A 19,722-nucleotide genomic window follows, 5' to 3' on the forward strand; every position below is an offset into this window, starting at 1 on the left:
GCACTGGCCGTCCGGCGGAGCCGGCCCGGCGGTGCCCTGGGTTGGGGGTGCTTCAGGCGTCTGGATCGCGCTCCGTCAGATAGTGCTCCCCCTGCAGCGCTTCGCGCTCCCCCCCAGGGGGGCGGCACTGGCCGTCCGGCAAAGCCGGCCCGGCGGTGCCCTGGGTTTGGGGCATGTCGCTCCGGAAGGCGTGGTGTCCTTCACCGCGCCCCTGGAGCTGGGCGTTTTACTTGGTTGAGCCCAGCATTTCGACGCCGAAGCCGCGGTAGCCGATCAGCGTGCAGCGCGAGTCGAACATGGGTGTGCCGCTCACGCGGTACTGCCGGACACCGCCACCGGGCAGTTCCCGGCTGAGCACCATGTCCAGAAACGGGCTGCGCGCGGCGATGCGGGCCTGCAGCCGTTGGCGCTCGGCCGGGTTCCAGCCATCGTCGCTGTGCTCGTGGCCGCTGTCGTCGTTCAGGGCCTCCACCTGCAAGCCCAGCATTTCCAGCACCGGTCCCGAGACTTTGGTGAAGCGGCCTTCGCCGTCCTGCTCCCAGTACCAGTCGGTGGCCAGTTCGGTCAGGCCGCGGTAGCGCGCCTCGCTCTCACGCAGTTCGGCCGTGCGCTCCTGCACCTGCCGCTCCAGCGCGATGTTGTGCTGCGCCAGCTTGCGGTGCAGCAGGCGCACCTCGATCAGGTTGTGGATGCGCGCCTTGACCTCGACCATGTCGAACGGTTTGCTCACAAAATCCTTGGCGCCGGCCTGCAACGCGCGCAGCTTGTGGCCTGGCTGGGCGGTGATCACCAGCACCGGCAGGTAGTCGTCTTCGGCGGTGCTGGCCTTGAGGCTATCCATCACCTGGAAGCCGTCCATGGTGGGCATCTGCAGGTCCAGCAGGATCAGGTCGAAGGGCGTCTTGCGGTGCATCGCGCAGACCTTGTCGGGCTCCATGGTGCTGGTGACCTGGGTGTAACCGGCCTCCTCCAACATGGCTTCGAGCAGGCTCACGTTGGCTGGCTGGTCGTCCACGATCAGGATGCGGGCGCCGAGCCGTTCTTGTGCGGTGAGTTTCATGCGGGTTCCTGTTGGGTGGCGGGGCCGCTGGTGGTTTCGGCCACGCGCAGGGCCGCGTCCAGCGCGTCCATGAGCTGGGCGACCTTGATGGGTTTGGTGAGGTAGTTGAAGAAGCCGGCCTCCAGGCCCTTCTGGATGTCGCGCGGCACGGCGTTGGCGCTCAGCGCGATGACGGGGATGTGGGCGGTGGCCGGGTCGGCGCGCAGGATCTTCAGCGCCTCGATGCCGCTGATGCCGGGCAGGTTGATGTCCATCAGGATCACCTCGGGCTGGTAGACCCGCGCGAACTCGATGCCCAGGCTGGCGTCGGCCGCGCCCAGCAGGCCCAGGTCGGTGCGCCGCGCGATGATCTGCTCCACCAACTCCAGGTTGGCCGGGTTGTCTTCCACATACAGCAGCGTGCGCAGCGGCGTGCCCGGCAAGGCGTCGGGGCGCGGTGGGTCGGCGGGCGCCGCGTCCAGCACGGCGTTCAGCGGTGCCGCGGTCAGCGCCATCTCGACCCAGAACACGCTGCCCAAGCCGGGCGTGCTGCTGGCGCCGATCTGACCACCCATGAGGTGCACCAGCCGCTGCGTGACCACCAGGCCGATGCCGGTGCCCTCTTCGGCGCCCGACTCCTGGCCCAGCCGGTTGAAGGGCTGGAACAGCTGGGCCAGTTGCTCGGGCACGAGGCCCGGGCCGGTGTCGCGCACGCTGATGCGCACGGTGTCGGGCGGGTCCAGCGTGAGCGCGCACTCCACCGTGACGTGACCGCCGCGCTGGTTGTATTTGATGGCGTTGAACAGCAGGTTGATCAGCACCTGCTTGAGCCGTGTGCGGTCGGCCTTCACGTAGCGCGGCGACTCCAGCCGCGCGAACACCATGCCGATGCCCCGCTGCTGGGCCTGCGGCTCCACCATGGCCCGGCACTCGGCCAGCACCTCGGTGAGCGAGACCGGCTCGCCCGAGAGCGAGAGCTTGCCGGACTCGATGAGCGTGAGGTCGAGGATTTCGTTGATCAGCTCCAGCAGGTACCAGCCGGCCTTCAGGATCTGCCCGATGCTGCGCTGCTGCGTCGGTGTGGGCGCGGGCGTGCCCGACTCGACCAGCTGCGCGAAGCCCAGGATGGCGTTGAGCGGCGTGCGCAGCTCGTGGCTCATGCTGGAGATGAAATCGGTCTTGGCGCGGTTGGCCTTCTCGGCCGCGTCCACGGCCTCGTTGAGCTGCTGCTCCACGCGCTTGCGCACCGAGTTGTCGGTGCCGATCAGCAGGTAGCCGATGAGGTCGCCGTAGTCGTCGCGCAGCGCGGTGATCGACACGATGGCCGGGAACCAGCTGCCGTCCTTGCAGATGTAGGTCAGCTCGTAGATGTCTTCGATGCCGCGCGAGGCCTTGAAGGCCAGGGCCTCGAAGCCGGGCGCGATCGGCGTGTCCAGCTCCAGGCTCAGTGCCATGGCGCGCGCCCGCACTTCCTGCGGGTCGTGCATGTCGCTCGGCCTCACACGGTTGACCACCTCGTCGGCACGGTAGCCCAGCATGCGCTCGGCGCCCACGTTGAAGAGCTGGATGATGCCTTTTTCATCGGTCGCGATGATCGAGAAATTGGCGCTGTTGAGGATGGCGTTCTGCAGCGCACCGGCCTTGAGCAGGGCATTGCGCCGCCCGGACTCGGTGGTCTCGCCCGGTTTGCCCGGGAACGCTGGGGCGCCGGGGCGCGGGATGTTCTCGGGCATCAATGTCTCTGGTGGGTGCCACCCGCGGCGGCATGAGAAGACACTAGCCGCCCCTGCGGACAGCGTCTGTACGCTGGCCCACACAGCCAGCGCACCGGGTGTTTTCTTTTTTCTAGAACGGACTGCGCCCGCTGATCACGCGCAGCAGCACCATGACGATGGCGACCACCAGCAGGATGTGGATGAGGCCGCCCATGGTGGTGGCGGTGACGAGACCCAGCAGCCAGAGGATGAGCAGGACGACGGCGATGGTGTAGAGCATGGGGACTCCTTTGAAGGTTGGAATCAGGGAGGGCTGCGGTGCCGACGGCTCCACAGCAGGGCAGCGCCAGCGATGACCCCGACGGCCAGACTGGTCTTGGGATGGCGACGCACCACGGCCAGTGCGGCGGCGCCCAGTGCCAGGGGTTCCTCCAGCGGCGGCGCGGGCGGGGTGGCCGGCGTGCGCTGCTGCCAGCCTCGGGCCAGCGCACCGAGCGCGAGCGAGACCACCGGCTGGCTGCCCAGGCCTTGCAGCACGGGCCACAGCGCTCCCGCCAGCCAGCCGCCGGCGCTGCGCTCGGCCCGGTGGCGGCGGTCCTGTTCGAGCCAGCCGGACAGGCGCTCGCGGTTGCGCGCCAGCCGGTCGCAGGCCAGCACGGCGCGCACTTCGGCCGTCAGCGGTGGCGGCGCCGCGCCGGGGGCTCGGGCCGGGCTCATGGTGTTCCCGGGATGCGCAGCAGCGCGGCATCCTCGGCCAGTTGCCGGCGCAGGTTGGCGAACCATTCCACCGCCTCGCGGTCCTGCGCCAGCCACAGGGCCCACAGGCCGAGCACCGCCGGCAGCACGGGCGTGAGCACGAACAGCCAGGGCGCGCGGGCACCGGCCCCGGGCAACGAGGCCCACAGCAGCAAGGCCACACCCAGCAGCACGGCGGCCACCACCAGGCAGGCAACGCCCGCCAGCTGGAGCGCCAAGCGCCGCTGCAGGCGCGCGCTGCCCATGGCCAGCTCTTCACCCAGCAGGCCCGCATAGGCCGCCGCGTGCTCCGCCAGCAACTGAGGCTGCGAGGCCGCCAGACGGAACACGGGGTGGATCATGGCCAGCGCTCCGGGCTCAACGGCCGTTGTGGCCGCCGTGTCGGCTGCTGAACAGGGCCAACAGGCCCATGAGCGCCGCGCCCACGGCGGCGGCCATCAGCACCGACTTGACCGGCTCGTGCTGGATGTAGCTGGTGGTGGCCTCTTTCGCGTGCAGCGACTTCTCGCGCAGCTGGCCGGCGCTGTCGCGCACGGCGTCCATGCCACGGTGCGCCAGCGCTTCGGTGTCGCTCTTGAGGTGCTGGAACGCGGTGCTGGCCTGGCCACGCACGTTGCCCACGTCGTCGGACAGACGGTCCATGCCCTGCTGTGTCGCGCGCTGGGTGGCGCGCATCGCGTCCCCGGTGGTCTGTGCGACCGCGTGGGCCAGCGAAGAGGCGTCATCACTCAGGGTGTTGGGGAAGTTGGAAGTCGTGCTCATGGTTTTCCTTCGGTGAGGTGGTGGGAAAGGCCGCGGGATTCACGCAACGGTGGAGTTCCGTGTGTTCACGGGACGGCCTCGTCGGGGGAAAAAGGGATGCCAGAGGGCCGAAGCCCGTCGGTCATTTCATGCGCATGTCGTTCTTCACCGACTTGACGCCGGGCACGCCCTGCGTGACCAGCACGGCGCGGTTGATGTCGGCTTGCGAGTTCACGAAACCACTGAGCTGGACCACGCCCTTGAAGGTCTCGACGTTGATCTCCGCCGACTTGAGCGAAGCGTCTTTCAGGATCTCGGCCTTCACCCGGGTGGTGATGACGGTGTCGTCCACGTACTGGCCTGTGCTCTCCTGCTTGGCGTTCGAAGCGCAGCCGGCGATGCCGGTGAAGGCGGCCGCGGCGAGCAGGAGGATGGCGAAGCGTTTGGTGGTTTTCATGATCGTCTTTCTGTGGTGCGGTTAAACGGCGGCCGCATCCCGGGAAGAGGGTGCTCCGCATGGCAGGCTGGCTCGGTTCCAGCGCCAATGGGTCCACAGTAAGCCCGTGAAGCGGGTGCGTCTGTGCGCTGGCGCACCACCGGCCGGCGCGGCCGCAGGGGATGGATCAGACGGGGATGTGCGGCGCTGCCGCGCCGGGTGCCGCCACGAAGCCGAGCGCGGCGCGGCGCCCGAAACCTGTGTGCGGTCTCAGGGGGCCGTGGCCTGCCACTCCCGGAAGAAGCGGATGCGCGCGGCGTGGTCCGGGTGGCTGGAGATGGCGATGGGCAGCGGACCGCCTTCGTCCTGCGCCTCGGCGCTTTCCTCGTCCCGGGCCGGGTCTTTGGGGCCTGTGTGCGGCCCCGGTGGGTCGGCGGGCAGGTCGATGCCCTCCTCCTTCAGCAGGCGCTCGAAGAAGACCGCCATCACCGCCGGCGGTATGCCGCTGCGGTGCAGCATCAGCGCCGAATGGGCGTCGGCCTCGCGCTCGGCATCGCGCGAGTACGACTGCGTGGCCAGGGTGGCGGGCACGGTGGCCAGGAAGCCACTGGCGTCGCCCAGCACCACGCCCACCAACGCACTCACCAGGCTGGCGCGCACCATCAAGTCCAGCCCGTGGCGGTGCTGCACATGGCCGAGCTCGTGCGCGAGCACGCCCACGATGGCATCGGGCTGGTCGTCCAGCAGTTCGACCAGTTCGTCGGTCATCACGATCGCGCCACCGGGCAAGGCGAAGGCGTTGGCGCCCAGCAGCTCGGAGCGGTGAAACGACAGCTGCCAGGCCGGTGCATCGCCCTCGGGGTAGGCGCGCTCGACCACTGAGGTGAAGCGCTGGCGCAGGGCGTCCTGCCGGGCCTGGGGCAGGCGGCTGGGCTGGAGGAACAGCCCGTCGAGCTGCTCCAGGCTTTGCTCGCCGATGGCGACCTCCAGCGAAGCGGGCACCAGCTGGGTCAGGGTCTGGCTGAGCCAGGGCACGCCCCAGACCCAGGCGGCGGCGAAAAACGCCACGCTGCCCGCCATGGCCACCAGCGTGGCGCGCCAGCTCTGCATCCAGCCCACCACGGCACTCTCGTGCAGGCCGCTGGCCTGCCACCACGCATCCCATTCGGCGGCGTTGGCGTGCTGCACCAGGCCACCGTCGGGCAGCTCGGCCTGGCGCTGTCCGTGGGTGGTGCGCTCGGGCCAGCGCACGGCCTTCACCGGGTAGCGCCGCACCTGGCCATCGTCGGCGCCCAGCAGCAGTTCGTCGCCTTCGATCCGCAGGCTCGCGGGCCGGGCCCGTGGGCTGCGCCCGTCAAACCAGAGGGTATCGAGCGACCCAGGCGTGTTCATCACAGGCCCATGTCAAAACCGAAGAAGTCGCCCGCGGCATCGCCCAGCACGCCCTGCCCCGGCGTCTGCGCCGCAGCGACCCAGTGGTCCACATCGCCCTGCACCTGCAGCGACATGGCTTCGAGCCGCACCCGCGTGGCGCGCACCTTGGCAAAAGGCCAGAACAGGCCCAGGGTGACGATGATGAGCAGCCAGTTCACCAGGGTGACGCGAAAGAGCGGGCCGAAGCGCAGCTCGCTCTGGAACTGCACCTTCGGGCTGCTGGTGTGTTCCCACAGCAGGTTCTGCAGGCGCGAGGTGGTGTAGGGGCCGACGATCAGCGGCAGGATCAGGTAGGCCAGACCGATGACAAACACCATCGCGATCATGGCGAAGATGCCCTGCGAGGCGCCGCCCCTGAAGATCTCACCCAGGGTGAACGCACCGAGGGCGATGAACACACCCATCGCCAAGCCCACCAACACGCCAGCGACCAGCATGGCCAGCAGGATCACCCCCAGCACCTTGAGGAACAGCAGGTAGAAGCGCCCGGCGCCCACGGTGAGTTCGGTGCGCTCCTGCGCGAAGGCGTAGCCCCCATGCTGGTAGCGCTTGATGCGCGCCATCAGCCAGGGGAACGTGAACAGGAAACCCAGCAGCACCACGGCCTCCACCGTCAGTATCTGTTTGATGACTTCGGGGTCCACCTTGTCGCCCTCGGGCATGTCGGGCAGGAACAGCAGGAAGGCCAGACCCGGCAGGAAGAACGGCAATATGCTCAGGTAGGCCGACTTCAAATCGCCCAGGAAGGCCAGCCGCACACCGCGCCAGCTGGTGTTGCGCAGACGGAACTGCAGCGAGGCGCGCCACAGCGCCGGCCACAGGACCATCAGCACCAGCAGCGCCACCCAGGCGAAGGCCGGCATGAAATTCGACACCCCCCAGTACCCCACACCGAGCACCAGCACCAGCAGGTAGCCACGGAACATCTTCCAGGGGTCGGCGTGAAAACCCAGCGGGTCGCCGCCCACCAGGGTGTTGTTCTGGAAATAGGCCATGCGCCGCGCGCGGGCGAAGGGCAGGTACAAGGTGAGCGTGACCAGGGTCAGCAGCAGGTTGACGATCCAGATACGGAAATACTCGCTGCCCGATCCGGTGAAGCGGATGTCCAGCTCCCGGGTTTTGTGCGGTGCGCCGGGCGCGCCGCCCATCCACTCGGTTGGCGCGAAATCGTCGTTTGCCTGCATGGCCGATCCTCCCTCTGTTTGAAATTGGCGTGCATCGTAACATTTGGCTACATGCACCCTGTCCACACGCCCGCCGCCGCCAAACGGGCACTTGCAACGGGCCGCCAACCGCCCATCCCGAAAAAGCACCGGCCGACGAAAGGGCGCGCCCGGACCGGGGAAACGGGATATGCTGCACTGCAACATGAACGCCTCCAACGCACTCTTGCTGCCCGGACTGGAAGACCTTCTGGGCGACCTGCAATACGCGCGCCGCAGCGGCGACATGGGCCGGCTGGCCCTGCTGGCCTATTGCGAGGTGCGGCGCTGGGCCCGGCAAGCGGGCGAACAGGCGCTGGCCGAGCGCTCCACCGAACTGATCACGAACAGCCCGCACACCAGCCGGGAAGAGTTCATGGAACAGGTCGACGAGCTCATCGGCGAGCTGGAGAAGGTCCACACCCGCATCGCCAGCGCATTGGCACACAGCCACGCCTGACCCCTCCCCGCCCGGCAGTGCCCGGGCTGAACCCTCGCCTGCGCGGCGGGTGGCGCGGCGGCGCCATGACCCCCTAAGATGCATGGACGATGGCCAGCCCCTGGCGCGGCGCCATGGGCGGCGCTTCCCCCGGCGCTCCCGACAGAAAGGCGATCACATGCAACCCCATCAAAAGACCCAGTGGAACCTGGGCTACTGGCTGCTGGCGCTGCTGGCCCTGACATGGATCCAGTCCCTCTGGCAGACCGCCCGCACGGTGGAGGCCGTGCCCTACAGCGAGTTCGAGCAGGCGCTGGCCGAGGGCCGTGTGGCCGAAGTGGTGGTGGGAGAGACCACGCTCACCGGCACGCTCAAGGCCCCCGCGGCCGACGGCAAGACCACCATCGTGGCCAACCGGGTCGAGGGCGATCTGGCCGAACGCCTCTCGAAACACGGCGTGCCCTACCGACGCGTGGTGGAAAGCACGCTGCTGCGGGACCTGCTGTCGTGGATCCTGCCCGGCCTGGTGTTCATCGGCCTGTGGTTCTTCGTGATCCGCCGCTTCATGGACCGGCAGGGCGCGGGCGGCTTCATGAACATCGGCAAGAGCCACGCCAAGGTCTATGTCGAGCGCGACACCGGCGTGACCTTCGCTGACGTGGCCGGCGTGGACGAGGCCAAGGCCGAGCTGCAGGAGGTGGTGAGTTTCCTGAAAGACCCGCAAGGGTCTGGCCGGCTGGGCGCGCGGCTGCCCCGCGGCGTGCTGCTGGTCGGGCCACCGGGCACCGGCAAGACCCTGCTGGCCAAGGCCGTGGCCGGCGAGGCGGGCGTGCCGTTCTTCAGCATCTCGGGCAGCGAGTTCGTGGAGATGTTCGTGGGCGTGGGTGCGGCGCGGGTGCGCGACCTGTTCGAGCAGGCACGCGCCAAGGCGCCGGCGATCATCTTCATCGACGAACTGGACGCGCTGGGCCGCGCACGGGGCGCGGTCTCGCCCATTGGCGGCCACGACGAGCGCGAGCAGACGCTGAACCAGCTGCTGGCCGAGCTGGACGGTTTTGACAGCTCGTCGGGCCTGGTGCTGCTGGCGGCGACCAACCGGCCCGAGGTACTGGACCCGGCCCTGCTGCGCGCCGGCCGCTTCGACCGCCAGGTGCTGGTGGACCGGCCCGACAAGGCGGGCCGGGTGCAGATCCTGCAAGTGCACACCCGCAAGATCCGGCTCTCGCCCCAGGTATCGCTGGAACAGGTGGCCCAGCTCACCACCGGCTTCTCGGGCGCCGACCTGGCCAACCTGTGCAACGAAGCGGCGCTCGCGGCCACCCGGCGCGGCGCGCCCGACATCGCGCTGGAAGACTTCACCACCGCCGTCGAGCGCATCGTGGCCGGGCTGGAGAAGAAGAACCGTGTGCTCAACCCGCACGAACGCGAGGTGGTGGCCTTCCACGAAATGGGCCACGCGCTGGTGGCGATGGCGCTGCCGGGCACCGACACCGTGCACAAGGTGTCCATCATTCCGCGTGGCATCGGCGCGCTCGGCTACACCATCCAGCGCCCCACCGAAGACCGCTTCCTCATGTCGCAGGAAGAGCTGGAGCACAAGATCACGGTGCTGCTGGGCGGCCGCGCGGCGGAGAAACTGGTGTTCGGCCAGCTCTCCACCGGTGCGGCGGACGACCTGGCCAAGGCCACCAACATCGCGCACGACATGGCCGCGCGCTACGGCATGGTCGAGTCGCTGGGCTATGTGGCTTTCGAGCCCCAGCGCCAGCCCTTCCTGGATGTGCCGGGCCTGGCGCAGAACGGCTGGCACCCCGGCCCCGAAACCCAGCAACGCATTGACGAAGCGGTGAAAGCCGCCGTGATGCAGGCCTTCGAGCGTGCCACCGACATCCTGCGGGAGCGGCGCGAACTGCTGGAGCGCTGCGCACGGGAACTGCTGGTGCGGGAAACGCTGGACGCGGACGCCTTGCGCGCCCTGACCGGCCTGCCGGCGCCCGGGCAACCCGCTCCCGAACTGCCCGTGAACTGAAGGCTGGCCGGTCGCGGGCTTTCAGGAAATTTCGAGACGCTGCGAGGTGGCCGGCGCCTTCTTGGGCAGGGTCAGTTCCAGCACGCCGTCCTGGTACTTGGCCGTGGACTTGCCCTTGTCCACCGGGCTGTCCAGCCAGAAGCTGCGGCTGGCGTAGCCGTACTGCCGCTCGGAGCGGATGACGCGGTCGCCCTTCTTCTCTTCGCTTTCCTTCTTCATCTCGGCCGAGATGCTCACCTTGTTCTCATCGATGTTGATCTCGATGTCTTCCTTGCGCACGCCGGGGATGTCGGCCTTGAGCTTGTAGTCGCCGTTGCTTTCGGTGAGCTCGATCTTGATCTGGGGGGTGTGGCTGGTGCCACGGGCCACCCAGGGGCGCAGGAAATTGCGAAAAGCGTCATCGAAGAGATCGGTGGAGAACGGATCGCGGGTACTGAGTTCGTTCATGAAGCTTCTCCTTTGGGGTGGTATGCGGGATGACTGGAGCGCAAAGGCAGCAACGCGCCCCGACGGGAATGCTGCTACGCGGCAGCAGCCTGCGCATTGAGTCTGGTCAATGGCGCGCCACGCGGCGACGCACCGCTGGCGGCGGCCCCAGATGCCACGGCATTGCGCACGCTCAATCGAACCTGCCCCGGGCGGTGGAAAGATGCGCTGAACGCCGCCATCACACAGATGCCCAGAGATTTGCCGCTGGAGGACTTGGACATGACAGCCAGACAACTGCTCTTTCGCGAAGAGGCCCGCGACAAGATCCGCCGCGGTGTCGATGCCCTGGCCGAGGCGGTGAAGGTGACGCTGGGCCCGCGCGGGCGCACCGTGATCCTGGACCGCGACTACGGCGCGCCACAGATCGTGAACTCCGGCGTGCTGGTGGCCAAGTCGGTGGAGCTGGAAAACCGCTTCGAAAACATGGGCGCGCAACTGCTGCGCGAGGTGGCCTCGCGCACCAGCGAGATGGCGGGCGACGGCACCACCACCGCCACCGTGCTCGCGCACGCCATGATCCAGCAGGGCCTGCGCTACCTGGCCGGCGGCATGAACCCGATGGACCTGAAGCGCGGCATGGAGCAGGCCATTGAAGCGGTGGTGGCCGAACTTCACCGCATGGCGCGGCCCTGCGCCAGCTCGCAGGAGATCGCCCATGTGGCATCCATCTCGGCCAACAACGACCGCTCGATCGGCGAGCTGCTGGCGCGCGCGATCGACAGCGTGGGCCGCGAGGGCGCGATCTCCATCGAAGACGGCTCGGGCCTGAGCAGCGAGCTGGAGGTGGTGGAGGGCCTGCAGTTCGATCGCGGCTTTCTCTCGCCCTACTTCATCAACAACCCCGAGCGCCAGAGCGCCACGCTGGAGGATGCGGCCATCCTGCTGTACGACAAGCGCCTGTCTTCGCTCAAGGACCTGCTGCCTCTGCTGGAAGAGGTGGTCAAGGGCGGCCAGCCCCTGCTGGTCATTGCCGAAGACATCGACAGCGATGCCCTGGCCACGCTGGTGATCAACACCATGCGCGGCACGCTCAAGGCCTGCGCGGTGAAGGCCCCCGGCTTTGGCGACCGGCGCAAGGCCATGTTGCAGGACATCGCCGTGCTCACCGGCGGCACCGTGATCAGCGACGAGCTGGGCCTGACGCTGGCCAAGGCCCAGCTCTCCGATCTGGGGCGGGCCAAGCGGGTGGAGGTGGGCAAGGACGACACCACGGTGATCGGCGGCGCCGGTACCACGCAGGCGATCCAGGAACGCGTGGCCAGCCTGCGCAAGGAGCGCGAGGCCGCCACCAGCGACTACGACAAGGAGAAGCTGGAAGAGCGCATCTCCAGGTTGTCGGGCGGCGTGGCCCTGATCAAGGTGGGCGCGGCCACCGAGACCGAGCTGAAGGAACGCAAGATCCGCGTCGAAGACGCGCTGCACGCCACCCGCGCGGCGATCGAGGAAGGCATCGTGCCCGGTGGCGGCGTGGCGCTGCTGCGCGCGCGGCGTGTGCTGGCGGACCAGCACGGCGGCTCGCTGGACCACGACTCGGGCATCCGACTCATCGCGCAGGCGCTGGAAGAGCCGCTGCGCTGCATCACCCGCAATGCGGGCGACGAGCCCTCGGTGGTGCTGCAGCGCGTGGACGACTCGGCCGAGCCCGCGTACGGCTACAACGCGGCCACCCGCAGCTACGGTGACCTGCTGCAGATGGGCGTGATGGACCCGGCCAAGGTGACGCGCCTGGCGCTGCAGAACGCCGGCTCCATCGCCAGCCTGGTGCTGACCACCGACTGCATGATCGCCAACGCCCCGGCGCCCAAGGCCCCGCAGGACATGGGCATGCCCGGGGCCACCATGCCGGAGTTATAGGGTGGAACACCCCCCGCGCCATCAGCCACCGACATGGCCATGATCAATGAAGCCGTGGTTCTCCAGGCGTCTTCGCTGCAGGGCGATCTGGCGCTGCCGGCCCAGGCCCGGGGCCTGGTGCTGTTCGCGCACGGCAGCGGCAGCAGCCGCCTGAGCGAACGCAACCGCTGGGTGGCCCGCGCGCTGCAACGGCACGGGCTGGCCACCCTGCTGTTCGACCTGCTGACCCTGGACGAAGCGCGCGACCGGCGCAAGGTGTTCGACATCGCGCTGCTGGGTCAACGGGTGCAGGAGGCCCTGCGATGGGCCAGGCAGCGCGAAGACCTCTCGGGCCTGCCGCTGTGCCTCTTTGGCGCCAGCACGGGGGCAGCGGCCGCGCTGGTGGCCGCGGCGGATCGGCCCCAGGACATCGCCGCAGTGGTCTCACGCGGCGGGCGCCCCGATCTGGCCCCGGAGCACCTGACCCGGGTGCAGGCGCCCACACTGCTGATCGTGGGCGGCGACGACGAGGACGTGCTGGACCTCAACCGCTGGGCGCTGCGCCAGTTGCGCTGCACCAAACGCCTGGAAGTGGTGCCGGGTGCCACCCACCTGTTCGAAGAGCCCGGCGCACTGGAGAGCGTGGCCGCGCTCGCCGCCGACTGGTTCCTGAAACACCTGCCTCACAGGCCGGGCGTCTGAAGCGCGCCGTCACCCCATGAACGACGTTCCAGGCTCCCGAACCTGCCTCTACGACAGCGCCAGCCTGGGCGCTGTGATGGACCGCATGGCACAGCAGGCGACCGGGTTGCTGCACGGCAGCGGCCCGGTGGCGGTGGTGGGCGTGCTGCGCCGGGGCGCGCCGCTGGCCGACCGCCTGACCCAGCGCATGGTGCAGCGCCATGGCCTGGCCCCGCCGCTGCGGCTGGACCTGTCGGTCAAGCGCTACGCCGACGACCTCACGCTGTTGTTCCCCGACACGCAGTTCGCCGAAGCGCCGCACCACGCCGCGCTCGACCTGCGCGACCACACCCTGCTCGTGGTGGACGATGTGCTCTACACCGGTCACTCCGCGCTGAAGGTGGTGGACTGGCTGACCCGCAAACGCCCTGCGGCCGTGCACCTCGTGGTTCTGGCCGACCGCTGCGTGACCACTTTGCCGCTGCGTGCCGACGTGGTGGGGCTGCGGCTGGAAGTCGCGCCCACCGACATCGTCGAATGCCATGTGCCCCCCTACGAGCCGGACTTCAGCGTCCAGTTGCTGCGGCCAGCGCCCGCGGGCCGGGCCACTTGAGAGGACCCACCATGTTCCAGGACCGCGAAGACGCCGCCCGCCAGCTGGCGACCCGCCTGGGCGCCTACCGGGGCCAGAAACCGCTGGTGCTCGCCATTCCCCGTGGCGCGGTGCCCATGGGCAAGACCCTGGCCGACCTGCTCCTAGGCGATTTCGACGTGGTGCTGGTGCGCAAGCTGCACGCGCCGTACCAGCCCGAACTGGCCATCGGCGCCATCGACGAGAGCGGCTGGAGCACCATCGCACCCTATGCGGCCGAGGTCGGCGCCGATCCGGACTACATCGCCGAGGAAAAGCGCCAGCAGCTCCGGGCGCTCGATGCGCGCCGTGCGATGTATTCGCCGCTGCGCACCCCCATCGACCCGGCCGGGCGCGTGGTGATCGTGGTGGACGACGGCCTGGCCACCGGCGCGACCATGATCGCCGCGCTGCACAGCGTGCGCCAGCGCCACCCGAAGCGGCTGGTCTGCGCCGTGCCGGTGTCGTCGATCGAAGCACTGGAGCATGTCCAGCCCCTGGCCGACGAGGTGGTCTGCCTGCACGCCCCCGAAGACTTCCAGGCCGTCGGCCAGTTCTACCGCGACTTTCCCCAGGTGGAGGACGACGAGGTGATCGCGCAGCTCAGGGCCTGAACCGCCTGCGCATTCAGGCCGGCGCGTCCATGCGCAGCACGGCCGCGCCCTGGAAAGCGCCGCGGCGCAACTGGTCCAGCGCCTCGTTGGCCTGCTCCAGCGCGAACAGGTGCACCTCGGTCTGCAGCGGCGCCTGCCGCACCAGTTCGAAGAACTCGTCGCCATCGCGCCGCGTCAGGTTGGCCACCGAGCGCAGCGAGCGCTCGCCCCAGAGCCAGGCGTAGGGAAACGAAGGGATGTCGCTCATGTGGATGCCCGCACACACCACGCAGCCGCCCCGCTCCACGTGCCGCAGCGCGGCCGGCACCAGCGCGCCCGCCGGGGCAAAGATCAGGGCCGCGTCCAGCGGTTCGGGGGGCGTTTCATCCGAACCACCGGCCCAGGCCGCGCCCAGGCTGCGGGCAAACGCCTGGCTCTGTGCATCGCCCGGGCGCGTGAGCGCGAACACCTCGCGGCCCTGGCGCCGCGCCACCTGCGTGATCAGGTGCGCCGCCGCACCGAAGCCGTACACCCCGAGCCGCCGCGCATCGCCCGCCATGCGCAGCGCGCGGTAGCCGATCAGCCCCGCGCACAGCAGCGGCGCCAGGTGCTCGGGCGCGGTTTCTTCGGGCAGCGCGAAGCCGTAGCGCGCGTCGGCCACGGTGTACTGCGCGTAGCCGCCGGGGATCTGGTAGCCGGTGAAGCGCGCCCGTTCGCACAGGTTTTCCCGTCCGGCACGGCAGAACCGGCAGTGGCCACAGGTCCAGCCCAGCCAGGGCACGCCCACGCGTTGTCCGGCCTGCCAGCCCTGCACGCCGGCCCCCAAAGCCACCACCCGGCCCACGATCTCGTGGCCGGGAATCATGGGCAGCACCGGGTCGGGCAGCTCGCCGTCCACCAGGTGCAGGTCGGTGCGGCACACGCCGCAGGCTTCCACCGCGATCAGGACCTGACCGACGCCGGGCTCCGGCACCGCGCAGTGCGTCAGGCGCAGGCGGGTACCGGGCCGCTCCAGCACCATGGCGCGCATCGTGTGGCTCATCTCGCTGCCCTTTCATTGCCATCGCCGTCCCCGGGCGGGGCCTCCCCCATGAGCTCCCGGCCCAGCCGGTGCTCCAGCCCGAAGCGCACCAGCGCGGCCGTGGAGTCCAGCCCCAGCTTTTCCTGGATGTGTTTCTTGTGCGTGCTCACCGTCTTGATCGACAGGTGCAGCGCGTCGGCGATGTCCACCGGGCGCTGGCCGCTCACGATGCGCTGCAGGATGTCGAGCTCCCGGTTGGTCAGGGTCTGCAGATCGTGCAGCGGGTGCTGCCCATTGAGCTGATGCACCACCCGCTCGGCCAGCGACGCCGAAAGGAAAACACCACCCGACGCCACCTTGCGCACCGCGGCCACCAGCTCGGTGACCGCGCTGTCCTTGGTGACGTAGCCGTTGGCCCCCGCCTTCAAGGCGCGAATGGCGTATTGCTCTTCGCTGTGCATCGTCAGCACCAGCACCGCCACCGAAGGGAACTCGCTCTTGATGCGCTGGATCAGATCCAGCCCGCTCATGCCCGGCAGGGACAGGTCCACGATGGCGAGATCGAAAGCCTGGCGGCGCAGGCATTCCAGCGCCTGAAAACCGGTGCCGGCCTCGGTGATGCTCCACGGGTTCGCCTGCGGGTCCAGCAGCCGCTTGAGCCCCTCGCGCACCACCGTGTGGTCGTCCACCAGCAGCAGACTGAGCCCGGCGTGCAATGTGGTGTCGTTCATGGCGCATCTCCAGCAACCGAACCGTTGTCCTGCGGCGCCGCCGTGGCCATCGCCGTGTCGTGTGTCCCGGATATGGGCAACCTCACCACCAGCTTCGCACCACCCTCCGGCAGGTTGCCGATGCTGAGCTGCCCTCCCAGCATGAGCACCCGCTCGCGAATGCCGATCAGGCCGAACGAACGCCTCGGGGTCCGGGGCGGGTCATCGGGAAACCCGCTGCCGTTGTCCTCGACGCAGAGATCGATGTGCGATGCCGAGTGGGCCATCGACACCACCGCGCGCGTGGCGCGCGCGTGGCGAACGATGTTGGTCAGGGCCTCCTGCACGATGCGGTAGAGCGCGGTCAGGGCCTTCTGCGGCATCGGGTCCGGCAAAGGGTCGAGCCGCAACACCACCTGCAGCCCCGTGCGCTTCTCGAAATCCTGAGCCAGCCACTCGATGGCCGCGCTCAGGCCCAGGTCGTCCAGCATCAACGGGCGCAAGTCCATCGAAATCCGGCGCGTGGCGGCCACCGTGTCGTCCACCATCTCGATCATGGATCGCATGTGCGCCGAGGGCCCACCCAGCGCCCCGCTCCTCTCCAGCGCGGACAGCTCCAGCTTCAGGGCCGTGAGCCGCTGGCCCAGCTCGTCGTGCAGCTCGCGGGCGATGCGCCGCCGCTCTTCTTCCCGAGCGTCCACCACGCTCGCGGCCAGGTCCCTGAGGGTGCGCCGCGAGTCCAGCAGGTCGCGCCGCTCCTGTGATTGTTCCGTGACGTCGGACAGGACCATCTGGACCAGGGTGCGCGAGTGGTCCGGCAACGCGGCCACCACCATCTCGACATCCCGTGACGATCCGTCGTGCCGGGCAATCTTCCCGTGCACGGTCAACACCTCTTCCTGCCAGGCCAGCGCATGGGCCATTTTTTCGCGGACCAGGTCGTGCGCCACGGGAGCCAGGAGCGCGTAGATCGATTGCCCGGTCAGGCTCTCGCGACGCGCCATGCCAAACAGGCGGGCACATGCCCGGTTGGCGTAGACCACCCGCTCGCCTTGTGCGATCCAGATCGCCACAGGCAGCAGATCAAACAGCGAACGCATGCGCCGGTTGAGCTGATCGATCAGCGCCTCCAGCCTGTGTTCGTCGCTCACGTCGCGCAGCAGCGCCGTGACATAGCGCTTCGCACCCCCAGCGCCCGCAACATCCACCTTGCAGATGGCCGCTTCCAGCGGGAACACCTCGCCGTTGGCCCGCAGGCCCACCAGCTTGCCGCGCTCGGCCATCGGGCGCTCCACCACGTCCGATCCCATGAACTGCCGCACGTGATCGGCGTGCGGCGCCCGCAACGCATCCGGAATCAGGATGGACAGATCTCGACCCAGCGCCTGCGAAGCGCTGCGGCCAAACATGCGCTGCGCGGCGGGATTGATCATCACGATGCGCATCGATTCATCGATGGTGACGATGCCTTCCAGTGCCGCATGAATGGCCCCGGTCTCGATGAGCGAATCCATGTCCTGGGCATCCGCAGGAGGACGGTGTTTGTGCATGCAGAACCTCTCTGTTGAATCAGATTTTTCCTACACTCCATCAGACAACTTCCCTCGCGCCCCGACCCGGATTCCGACTCCATCCGTGCGCCGAGTCCGATGGATGGATCGTGACATTTGGCACATGCTGACGAATGATGAACCTGTTTCGAGGTTTGCAAGCAGGAGCAAGCGATGAGCCGCAGAAATCCGAGCCAGACCCACGGCGGGCAGGCCGATCGCACCGCCCGATCCGCGGTCAGCACCATGGCCGATCTGTTGCAGTTGACGGGGACCCCTGTTGAACGTCCGCAGGCCGCCGAGCGGATCCCCGTCGTCCTTCGGCATCTCCATGCGGGCGAGTGCCTGGTGCTCGAAGGTGCGCCCGTCGACGCCCTCTTTTTCGTGCGCGCAGGCACGTTCAAGATCTTCCGCACCGACGAAGACGGCTATGAGCAGGTGCTGGCCTTTGCCATCCGCGGCGAAGTCCTGGGATTTGACGCACTGTGCATGGCGTCGTATCCGGTGGCCATCTCCGCCCTGGAGGCATCCGCCGTCCATGTGGTTCCCTGCAGCGACATACCGTCTCTGAGCCAGGCGCTTCCGGCCTTTGGCCAGATGCTGCAGCACTGCGGCAGCCGGACCCTGGCGCACAGCCGCGAGCTGGTGGACATCATGGCGGCGGTCGCTTCCGAGGTGCGCCTGGCCCGCTTCCTGATCCAGCATTCCCGGCGCATGGCGGACTGTGGACTGTCGCCGAGCCGCTTCCTCCTGCGAATGGGGCGGCGCGAGATCGCCAGCCTGCTGGGTGTGGCGCACGAAACGGTCAGCCGCAGCTTCACCACCCTGGCCGCGCTGGGTCTGATCCAGGTGTGCGACCGAGAAGTCGGGATACGGGACATGGACGGCCTTGCGGCCTTCGCCCGCAGCACCCGGCGGCCGATGGACGCGCCCCTGATCGTGCGCGCCCGGCTCCCCGCCAACGGCAGCATGCCCGCGCAGAGCCGGCGCCCCACCGTTCACCGGCTCGCGGCCTGAGCTGTTCAGAAAATCTGAAAATCTGCGGCTGAATTGAGCATGCTCAATGGCCACACGCCCCGGTGGCTGCACACTGCAATGGCCAATGGGGGATGTGATGAAAGTCCGCCCGCCAGCGGCGAGGTGAGGTTTCCCTTTAGGGGGAAAGGTCGTGGTGTCTCCGACACCACGAGGGGTGAAGGCACCCTCAGACCGGCAGGACGGTCGCACGCGATGCCGGGGACCTTCACAAGGCCCGCCACCCGTCAGGGTCGGCGGGCCTTCTTCATGTTGAAGGGCTGGCCCGTGGCCCCTTGAGCCCAAAAGGCCGGCCAAGCGCCATCCCCACCCGGCGCACCCAGGAGAAACCCATGCGCGAAAAGATGAACGCCGCCGACATCTGCAACCGGATCGTCACCGTGGCCGAGCGCAGCATGCCACTGGGCGAAGCAGCCAGCCTCATGCGAGAAAGGCACGTGGGCAGCCTGATCGTGGTGGACGACACCGGCGCCGGCCGCATCGCCGTGGGCATACTGACCGACCGCGACATCGTGACCGCCGTGGTGGCCCAGGGACTGGATCCCGCCGTTCTCGCGGTCGAAGACGTGATGACCCCCAACCTGGTCACGGCGCTGGAAGAAGACTCGATCAAGGACCTGCTCTCGACCATGCGCCACAAGGGCCTGCGCCGGCTGCCGATCGTCACGCCACAAGGGTTGCTGGTCGGTCTGGTGACGCTGGACGATCTGCTGCCACTGATGGCGGACCAGTTGCGCGACATGGCGGCCACCATCGAAGCGCAGTACCTGCATGAACGCAGGGACCGCCCCTGAGCACCCATTGCCCGGGCTCACGGGGGGTCGGTCCGTCCGCCCTACTTCACCAGCAGGACCGGCACCTTGGCCAGGTGAACCACCCGCTGAGCCACCGACCCCAGGAACAGACTGCCCATCGAGCCCATGCCGCGCGTTCCCATGGCGATCTGGTCAACCCCGAGGTCGTCGGCGGCCCGCACGATCTCCGACGCCGCAGTCCCGCTGGGGTCCCGTGTGGCGCTCACCGTCAGGCCGCTGGCCCGCGCGTGGGCGGCGGCTTCCTGCAGCACCCGGGCCTGCTGGGTCAGCACGGCGGCCTCCAGCTCCTGCAAGGCATCGGGCGGCAGCTCGGCGTAGTAGATCGGGTCGTTCCTCACGTTGATGAGGACCACTTCCAGGGGCGCCGGCGCGCGTGCCAGCGCGGCAACGGCACCGATGGCATTCATCGCGTGCGCGGAACCATCCACGGCGATCAGAAACTTCAGCATGGCGATACCTCCATCCTCTGCGCCCCGTTGACACCAAAGGCCGCGGTACGAAGGCGACAAGCGCACTGCAACCCATCCGATCCTAGGCAGCCCAACACCGCTCCCGATTGAGTCTGCTCAACCC

22 protein-coding genes are annotated in these 19,722 nt (G+C 68.6%); 8 read left to right on the plus strand and 14 right to left on the minus strand.

Annotated features, from left to right (window positions below; genetic code table 11):
• Nucleotides 1–226 precede the first annotated feature (226 nt).
• The 9 genes from HTA01S_RS14500 to HTA01S_RS14535 all read right to left on the minus strand — a co-directional run bounded on the left by HTA01S_RS14500 (nt 227) and on the right by HTA01S_RS14535 (nt 7,305).
• Nucleotides 227–1,060, minus strand: coding sequence for a response regulator (locus tag HTA01S_RS14500; protein ID WP_068172986.1), 834 nt, complete (start codon nt 1,058–1,060; stop codon nt 227–229).
• Nucleotides 1,057–2,772: a PAS domain-containing hybrid sensor histidine kinase/response regulator gene (locus HTA01S_RS14505; RefSeq protein WP_084236121.1), complete on the minus strand. Its 1,716-nt coding sequence runs from the start codon at nt 2,770–2,772 to the stop codon at nt 1,057–1,059. The genes HTA01S_RS14500 and HTA01S_RS14505 overlap by 4 nt, the downstream gene beginning before the upstream one ends.
• A gap of 112 nt (nt 2,773–2,884) precedes the next feature.
• Nucleotides 2,885–3,034 carry a lmo0937 family membrane protein gene (locus HTA01S_RS25310; RefSeq protein ID WP_157572118.1) on the minus strand — a complete coding sequence of 50 codons (150 nt, stop codon included), beginning with the start codon at nt 3,032–3,034 and terminating at the stop codon, nt 2,885–2,887.
• A 23-nt stretch (nt 3,035–3,057) separates the two neighbouring features.
• Nucleotides 3,058–3,471: a hypothetical protein gene (locus tag HTA01S_RS14510; protein WP_068172988.1), complete on the minus strand. Its 414-nt coding sequence runs from the start codon at nt 3,469–3,471 to the stop codon at nt 3,058–3,060.
• Nucleotides 3,468–3,851: a hypothetical protein gene (locus HTA01S_RS14515; RefSeq protein ID WP_068172990.1), complete on the minus strand. Its 384-nt coding sequence runs from the start codon at nt 3,849–3,851 to the stop codon at nt 3,468–3,470. Before HTA01S_RS14515 ends, HTA01S_RS14510 begins: the two co-directional genes overlap by 4 nt.
• Before the next feature lie 16 nt (nt 3,852–3,867).
• Complete coding sequence (locus HTA01S_RS14520) at nt 3,868–4,272, minus strand: hypothetical protein (RefSeq protein WP_068172992.1); 405 nt, start codon at nt 4,270–4,272, stop codon at nt 3,868–3,870.
• A 121-nt stretch (nt 4,273–4,393) separates the two neighbouring features.
• Nucleotides 4,394–4,708 (minus strand): BON domain-containing protein, encoded by a 315-nt coding sequence (locus HTA01S_RS14525; RefSeq protein WP_068172994.1) that lies wholly within the window; start codon nt 4,706–4,708, stop codon nt 4,394–4,396.
• A gap of 249 nt (nt 4,709–4,957) precedes the next feature.
• Nucleotides 4,958–6,079: a M48 family metallopeptidase gene (locus HTA01S_RS14530; RefSeq protein WP_068173008.1), complete on the minus strand. Its 1,122-nt coding sequence runs from the start codon at nt 6,077–6,079 to the stop codon at nt 4,958–4,960.
• Nucleotides 6,079–7,305, minus strand: a complete 1,227-nt coding sequence (locus HTA01S_RS14535) for a YjgN family protein (protein WP_068173012.1) — start codon at nt 7,303–7,305, stop codon at nt 6,079–6,081. Before HTA01S_RS14535 ends, HTA01S_RS14530 begins: the two co-directional genes overlap by 1 nt.
• Before the next feature lie 184 nt (nt 7,306–7,489).
• Here HTA01S_RS14535 and HTA01S_RS14540 point away from each other — a divergent pair, with 184 nt between their 5' ends.
• Together HTA01S_RS14540 and ftsH are read left to right on the plus strand one after the other, a co-directional pair.
• Entirely contained in the window at nt 7,490–7,783 is a 294-nt protein-coding gene (locus tag HTA01S_RS14540; RefSeq protein WP_169804781.1) for a hypothetical protein, read from the plus strand.
• A 157-nt stretch (nt 7,784–7,940) separates the two neighbouring features.
• Nucleotides 7,941–9,791, plus strand: a complete 1,851-nt coding sequence (ftsH, locus tag HTA01S_RS14545; protein ID WP_068173017.1) for an ATP-dependent zinc metalloprotease FtsH — start codon at nt 7,941–7,943, stop codon at nt 9,789–9,791.
• 21 nt (nt 9,792–9,812) lie between these two features.
• On the opposite strand, the gene HTA01S_RS14550 is transcribed toward ftsH, so the two are convergent.
• Nucleotides 9,813–10,238 (minus strand): Hsp20/alpha crystallin family protein, encoded by a 426-nt coding sequence (locus HTA01S_RS14550; protein ID WP_068173022.1) that lies wholly within the window; start codon nt 10,236–10,238, stop codon nt 9,813–9,815.
• 261 nt (nt 10,239–10,499) lie between these two features.
• Between HTA01S_RS14550 and groL the strand changes: the two genes are divergently transcribed.
• The 4 genes from groL to HTA01S_RS14570 are packed head-to-tail and all read left to right on the plus strand — an operon-like array spanning nt 10,500 to nt 14,039.
• Nucleotides 10,500–12,134, plus strand: coding sequence for a chaperonin GroEL (groL, locus tag HTA01S_RS14555; RefSeq protein ID WP_068173501.1), 1,635 nt, complete (start codon nt 10,500–10,502; stop codon nt 12,132–12,134).
• A gap of 33 nt (nt 12,135–12,167) precedes the next feature.
• A complete protein-coding gene (locus tag HTA01S_RS14560) occupies nt 12,168–12,815 on the plus strand; it encodes a dienelactone hydrolase family protein (protein ID WP_068173027.1) in 648 nt (215 codons plus the stop codon).
• Between the two features lie 16 nt (nt 12,816–12,831).
• Nucleotides 12,832–13,407, plus strand: a complete 576-nt coding sequence (locus tag HTA01S_RS14565) for a bifunctional pyr operon transcriptional regulator/uracil phosphoribosyltransferase PyrR (protein WP_068173030.1) — start codon at nt 12,832–12,834, stop codon at nt 13,405–13,407.
• A gap of 11 nt (nt 13,408–13,418) precedes the next feature.
• Nucleotides 13,419–14,039, plus strand: coding sequence for a phosphoribosyltransferase (locus tag HTA01S_RS14570; protein WP_068173033.1), 621 nt, complete (start codon nt 13,419–13,421; stop codon nt 14,037–14,039).
• Between the two features lie 13 nt (nt 14,040–14,052).
• Here the strand turns inward: HTA01S_RS14570 and HTA01S_RS14575 are convergent, their stop codons facing one another.
• From HTA01S_RS14575 to HTA01S_RS14585, 3 genes are read right to left on the minus strand one after another with little or no spacing between them, the layout of a single operon-like run.
• A complete protein-coding gene (locus HTA01S_RS14575) occupies nt 14,053–15,048 on the minus strand; it encodes a zinc-dependent alcohol dehydrogenase family protein (RefSeq protein ID WP_068173503.1) in 996 nt (331 codons plus the stop codon).
• Nucleotides 15,049–15,056: 8 nt separating this feature from the next.
• Nucleotides 15,057–15,770 (minus strand): response regulator, encoded by a 714-nt coding sequence (locus HTA01S_RS14580; RefSeq protein ID WP_068173043.1) that lies wholly within the window; start codon nt 15,768–15,770, stop codon nt 15,057–15,059.
• Nucleotides 15,767–17,299 carry a PAS domain-containing sensor histidine kinase gene (locus HTA01S_RS14585; RefSeq protein ID WP_068173045.1) on the minus strand — a complete coding sequence of 511 codons (1,533 nt, stop codon included), beginning with the start codon at nt 17,297–17,299 and terminating at the stop codon, nt 15,767–15,769. Before HTA01S_RS14585 ends, HTA01S_RS14580 begins: the two co-directional genes overlap by 4 nt.
• A gap of 246 nt (nt 17,300–17,545) precedes the next feature.
• Here HTA01S_RS14585 and HTA01S_RS14590 point away from each other — a divergent pair, with 246 nt between their 5' ends.
• Both HTA01S_RS14590 and HTA01S_RS14595 read left to right on the plus strand, forming a co-directional pair.
• Nucleotides 17,546–18,316, plus strand: a complete 771-nt coding sequence (locus HTA01S_RS14590; RefSeq protein ID WP_169804782.1) for a Crp/Fnr family transcriptional regulator — start codon at nt 17,546–17,548, stop codon at nt 18,314–18,316.
• 350 nt (nt 18,317–18,666) lie between these two features.
• Nucleotides 18,667–19,128 (plus strand): CBS domain-containing protein, encoded by a 462-nt coding sequence (locus tag HTA01S_RS14595; RefSeq protein WP_068173052.1) that lies wholly within the window; start codon nt 18,667–18,669, stop codon nt 19,126–19,128.
• Nucleotides 19,129–19,169: 41 nt separating this feature from the next.
• Here the strand turns inward: HTA01S_RS14595 and HTA01S_RS14600 are convergent, their stop codons facing one another.
• A complete protein-coding gene (locus HTA01S_RS14600) occupies nt 19,170–19,598 on the minus strand; it encodes a universal stress protein (protein WP_068173055.1) in 429 nt (142 codons plus the stop codon).
• Nucleotides 19,599–19,722: the final 124 nt, after the last annotated feature.

It is taken from the genome of Hydrogenophaga taeniospiralis CCUG 15921 (assembly GCF_001592305.1).
GTDB lineage: Bacteria > Pseudomonadota > Gammaproteobacteria > Burkholderiales > Burkholderiaceae_C > Hydrogenophaga > Hydrogenophaga taeniospiralis.